General features: G+C 58.7%; 5 protein-coding genes and 1 pseudogene. All 6 read left to right on the top strand.

The features are described 5' to 3' along the window. Positions 1 to 574 (top strand): annotated as a pseudogene (locus E0F99_RS28705) (hypothetical protein); the annotation flags it as partial. Then, positions 571 to 1098 (top strand): hypothetical protein, encoded by a 528-nt coding sequence (locus tag E0F99_RS28710; protein ID WP_083358359.1) that lies wholly within the window; start codon positions 571 to 573, stop codon positions 1096 to 1098. The pseudogene E0F99_RS28705 and the gene E0F99_RS28710, both read left to right, overlap by 4 nt. A 187-nt stretch (positions 1099 to 1285) precedes the next feature. After that, positions 1286 to 1651 (top strand): response regulator, encoded by a 366-nt coding sequence (locus E0F99_RS28715; RefSeq protein ID WP_083358358.1) that lies wholly within the window; start codon positions 1286 to 1288, stop codon positions 1649 to 1651. 232 nt (positions 1652 to 1883) lie between these two features. Further along, positions 1884 to 3278 carry a DUF1254 domain-containing protein gene (locus E0F99_RS28720; protein ID WP_083358357.1) on the top strand — a complete coding sequence of 465 codons (1395 nt, stop codon included), beginning with the start codon at positions 1884 to 1886 and terminating at the stop codon, positions 3276 to 3278. 118 nt (positions 3279 to 3396) lie between these two features. Beyond that, the gene (locus E0F99_RS28725; RefSeq protein WP_083358356.1) at positions 3397 to 4959 is read left to right on the top strand and encodes a J domain-containing protein; all 1563 of its coding nucleotides are present in this window, start codon (positions 3397 to 3399) and stop codon (positions 4957 to 4959) included. Continuing rightward, the gene (locus E0F99_RS28730; protein ID WP_130909088.1) at positions 4956 to 5249 is read left to right on the top strand and encodes a hypothetical protein; all 294 of its coding nucleotides are present in this window, start codon (positions 4956 to 4958) and stop codon (positions 5247 to 5249) included. Before E0F99_RS28725 ends, E0F99_RS28730 begins: the two co-directional genes overlap by 4 nt. Position 5250: the final 1 nt, after the last annotated feature.

A 5250-nucleotide genomic window follows, 5' to 3' on the forward strand; every position in this document is an offset into this window, starting at 1 on the left:
CGCGTGCCTCAAAGGTGAGTTTCCGTCACTTGAGCCAGCGGTTTTTGAAGCCCAAGTCCTCGCAAAGGCCTACACAGGCCGCCCCGGAGCCGGCGATCCAAGGATGCGTTCCATGCTTGATAGTGTGATGGAGGGTGAAGCGCTGGGGCACACATACAAATGGATCACCAACGACCGCAGGGTTCCGATTGATGCGTTCAACGACTTTGCACGCTCCGAAAGGTTTCGCGCGCCCGAAGTGTTCAAGACCCAATTCGAGGCGTCGATAACAGCGCAAAAAAATGGCCATCACGGAATGGTCAAACACCTGATATCCCAATTGTCATTAGCCGACCGCGAAAATTTTGAATTCGGCGAGATCGAGTGCTCTTACGAAAAACACTACAAAGAGGCGGCGGGTAACGCACTCGTGACGGTGGGTCGCGAACATACAATGTTTGTGAAAACCACGTACAACGGTGAGCGCAATCTGTATGAAATCGACACCACCAAAGGGACAATCGATAAACAAAACGAGCGTATGACAGGAAACCTGAAACAGGTCATTAAAATAGACGGAAGCTATCAGCCATGACGGTAAATGGCACACAACTGATCCCTAACGAGTTAGTTGAACCACTGAAAGCACAGGGCGTAAAGCTGGACAAATACGCACAGGTTCGTTTGACCATGTGTTTTTCCGCGACAGGCGGAGCCCATTCATTTGCCGCGCAGTTTGCCAAACAGACCCAAAAGCCCGTTGAAGGGTTCGAGGGCATTATGCAGGTCAATGATCCTGCAATAAGCGATGTAGCAGTGCGGACATTTACCAACAAGGCCCGCCAGCGCGACTATATTGACGACACGATCATTGGGCAAAGAAAGCACGACATCGTAAAGTACTCCATGACCGGCATGACTGCGGACAATCGAGGTATTTACACCCATAGCCCACACTACAATCCGATTCGTTTTGATGCTCAAGGTGTTCCGGCCGCGCCCAAGCCGCTTCGAATCCCTTACACGGGCGACGCGGTCGAGCGGCCTGTAATCGAATTGCCTGTAGACAAGCCCGAACCTTCGAATTTTGACTTTGACGAGTACGACGATCTCACTTGATCGAAGCTTGAAGCGAACGCCCGGCACGCTGCAACTGCCGGACGCTCAAGGGGCGGGACATTGCGGCCCATAACCGTCACAATGTTTGTATGTCTGGGGAACTTACCTGGATCGACAGGACTCAGGAATGAGAAGGGTCGTTAAATGACTAAAGGCCTGTATTTCCAACTCCTCAGGAACTCTCCCTATGCCCGCTGCCCCCTCCACCATCCTGGTAGTCGAAGACGACGCGATCGTGCGCATGCTGATCGTCGATGTGCTCGAAGAGTTGGCGTTCAGCGTGCTTGAAGCGGCCGACGCTCAAGAGGCCTTACAGGCGGTCGAAAACACTGCACAGGTGATCGACCTGATGATGACCGATGTCGGCCTGCCTGACATGGACGGCAAGCAGTTGGCGACCAAGGTGCGCGAGTTGCGCCCTGCCCTGCCTATCCTGTTCGCCAGCGGCTATGCCGAAAGCATTGACGTGCCGGCGGGCATGCAAGTAATCGGCAAACCGTTCTCCATCGACCAGCTGCGTGACAAGGTCAAGTCGATGCTGCCTGTCGACTGAAGCCCACCCTGCCACAGCACTACGCTCCTCATTTCGTTGCACCAGCGCATATCGTCGGGCTATCTGAGCTGCTGGGCGCTACTCTGTGCCTGCGCACCTGCCCTGACACATCACGGGTTTAGTCTCAGCTCAGCTTGCTTGCAGGGATTAACGTGACGTTCGGCCAATAAAGTTGGAAACTCGGCGCTTTGATCCCTCGCCCTTTAAAAGCACTCTGGAAGGACGCAACAACATGATTGGAAAACCGACGCGCCTGCTGTTGGCGAGCCTCTCGATGCTCATGAGTACCGGCGCCTTGGCCGACTTCACGGCTACCCCTGCCGAAGCCCGGGCGATTGCCAAGCAAGCCTACCTGTATGGCTACCCGGTCGTGGCGATGTACAAGACGCTCTACACCCAGGCCGTCGATAAAGGTGGTGCCAACTTCAAGGCGCCGTTCAACCACGTCGGCAATACCGCCCAGGCCTTCACGCCCAAAGATACCGCATTCGCGACTCCGAACCCGGACACGCCCTACTCCTTCATGTGGATGGACCTGCGCAAAGAACCGTTGGTGCTGACCCTGCCGAAGGTCGAAGACAACCGTTACTACTCCGTGCAGTTGATCGACCTCTACACGCAGAACATGGCGTATTTGGGCACGCGCAGTACCGGCAACAATGGCGGCCACTACATGATCGCCGGTCCCGACTGGAAAGGTCAGCAGCCGGTCGACATCGACCGTGTGGTGTACAGCGACAGCAATATCGCCTACGCCCTGTACCGCACGCAGCTGTTTGATGAGAAAGACCTGAACAAGGTCAAGCAGATTCAGAACGGCTACAAAGTCCAGCCGCTGAGCAGCTACGTGAAACAGGCAGCGCCGGCCCCGGCGCCTAAAATCGTATGGCCCAAACCAATGGCCACGATGACTGAAGGCCCGCAACTGTTCCGCTACCTGAACTTCATGCTGTCCTTTGCCGCGCCGCAGGACAGCGAAAAAGACCTGCTGGCACGCTTTGCCAAGATCGGAATCGCACCTGGCGCACCGTTCAAGGTCAAAGCGTTGACCGCTGAACAGCGCAAAGCCCTGGAAGAGGGCATTGCCGACGCCAGGGCTGAATTTGCCGCGTTCAAGAAAGACAAGATCGACACTCACCAAGTGGCCAGCGCTGACCTGTTCGGTAGCCGTGACCGCCTCAAAAACAATTACCTTTACCGCTACGCCGGTGCTGAACTGGGCATTTTCGGCAACTCCCCCGATGAAGCCGTATACCTGAGCTACCGCGTCGACAGTGAAGGAAAACCAGCCAACGGCGCGCGCCACAGCTACACCGTGCACTTTGCCAAGGACCAGTTGCCGCCCGCCGAGGCGTTCTGGTCGCTGACCATGTACGACGCCAAGACCAAGTTGCTGGCGCATAACATTAAGAAACGCTACCAGATCAATTCGCAGATGCTGCCTAATCTCAAGCTGGACGCCGACGGCGGCCTGACGCTGGCATTGCAGCACCATGAGCCGCCGAAAGCCGAACAGAGCAACTGGCTGCCCGCCCCGCCCGGTCCGTTTTATGCCGTACTGCGAATCTACCTGCCCAAGCCTGACGTGGGCCAATGGAAGCTACCGCCGTTGACGCCTCTCAAGTAATACCACGTGCCCGGCCGCACAGGTTGGGGTCGGGCACGGCCTTCACTGACTACCGCTGGTTTATCGGGCAATAAAACGGGTAAGGTGCGCGCGGTGATTTTATGGAGTGGTACCGCACATGACTTGCTGGGATGTCCTCGGTTTATCCTCGGATGCCGACAGCCGCACGATCAAGCGCCAATACGCCACATTGTTGAAGAAAACCCGGCCGGATGATGACGCCGACGGGTTTCAACGGCTGCGCGAAGCTTACGAAGAAGCGTTGAATTGGCAGCAATGGGCACAAGAGCAAGACACGATCACCGAGGCCGTGGTGCCAACGGCCATTGCCGCCGACACTTTGCAGGAGCACTACCAGCAGGCGATGGCTGCAGGTCTTGGGCTTGAATTCGAAGTGGCCCTGCTCAAACGCTGTATCTCGGACGACGAGATCAGCGAAGAAGATCGCAGCTGGGCGTTTGACACGTTCCAGTGGCTCAGCGCCTGGCAGCGTCTTGAGTTACCGCAAGACTTGATCGACGCTTTGACCAATCGCAGCAAGAAAGCACTCCATTATTCGCTCGCTTTGGCCATGGCCCAGCGTGACGAACCGGGTTTTCTCGCGGCTTATGCGGCGCGCTTTGATCAGCCCTGGCTCAAACACCCGGCACATACCCTGTGGTTTAACCAGATGCTGGCAACCCTGTTGACCGAAAGCCATTTCTGGTCGCCTACGATATTTGAGGCCGTACGCGCCGGCCAAAACTGGTATGGCGGTGAGCACGCTTGCCCCGCAGATGAATGGCAGCACTTGTTACGGCGCCAGCAAGGCCCGGTCTACTTGGCCCACCAGCGTGCGCTGGCGGTTACCGCACCGGACACCCCGCAGCAGCGCGCCGCGCGGTTGCTGCTGGCGCCAATGTCCTTGGGCCAGCGGCGGGCATTCGCCCAGCGCTTGAGTGAACACGACTGGGAGGCGTGCCGAACGTTGGCCGCAACGCTCAAAGCCGACCATCCCGAGGTAGCACTCGCCATGCCAGGTGGCACACCTTATTTTTGGCAGGATTGGGAAACGGCCTTCGACACCTGGCCCCTGCTGCTGGCCATTGTCCTGGGCTGCCTGGCCGGTGCGCTGTTCCAGGCACCCTGGCAAGCTGGCGCGCTGGTGGGCACTGCGGGTGACGCGTTGGCGTGGTCGATGGCCTACATGGCAGTGGGCGCACTGGCCTGGCAAGTGTGGCGCCCGTTGGCACATCGGCTGCGCGTGCTGGATGAAAGCCTGGCGGCAAAACTGCCGCGCAGGTTGTGCCCCACCCGTCTACCACTGTTGCCCGTGCGCGACCTGATCCCGGGTGCGGCCATGAGCATTGCCGTCAGCCTGCAGTTCGGCCCCGTCGCCGGCCTGACGCTGGTGGCGGTATTGGCGGCCATCGGCGCGGGCAAACGCCGAGCACGCCTGAGCGTGAAGCAATGGGCGGCCCTTTTTCCACGCAAGGCCATCGGCGCAGTCGGCCTGGGCGCCATTGCGTTTGCGCTGGTGTTCGGCGGGCTCAACTACCTCGACAGCCGTCATCAGGTCAATCGCAACCAGGGCCTGCAGCAATGGACCGAGCGCGTGTGCAGCCGCATGCCGCGCACCGCCGAACAGTGCCAGGCCCCGGCCACACACGTGCAATGGTATGGCCAGGAGGCCCAGCAATGAATCCAAGCCTGTTATTGCCTATTGGCATCGTCTTTATGCTGATGTTGTTCGGCCTGGCCGGCGCCGGCAAACACACACAAGTGCTCGGCTTATGGGTAGACCGACTCGACGGCCCACAGACCGCAACTGCCAGCGCGTTAGCGCCGATCATCGACTGCATGAACCGCGTCGACCGCGACACGCGGCTGACCTACCACCGGGCGGCGCACCCGCCACCGGCCCAGGCGTGCCCAGAGCCTGAGGTGCAAACGTCGTTGCCGGTCGGTCGCTCCGCCAGGCCCCCCAAGTAGT

The sequence above is a fragment of the Pseudomonas antarctica genome (assembly GCF_900624995.1).
Lineage (GTDB): Bacteria > Pseudomonadota > Gammaproteobacteria > Pseudomonadales > Pseudomonadaceae > Aquipseudomonas > Aquipseudomonas antarctica.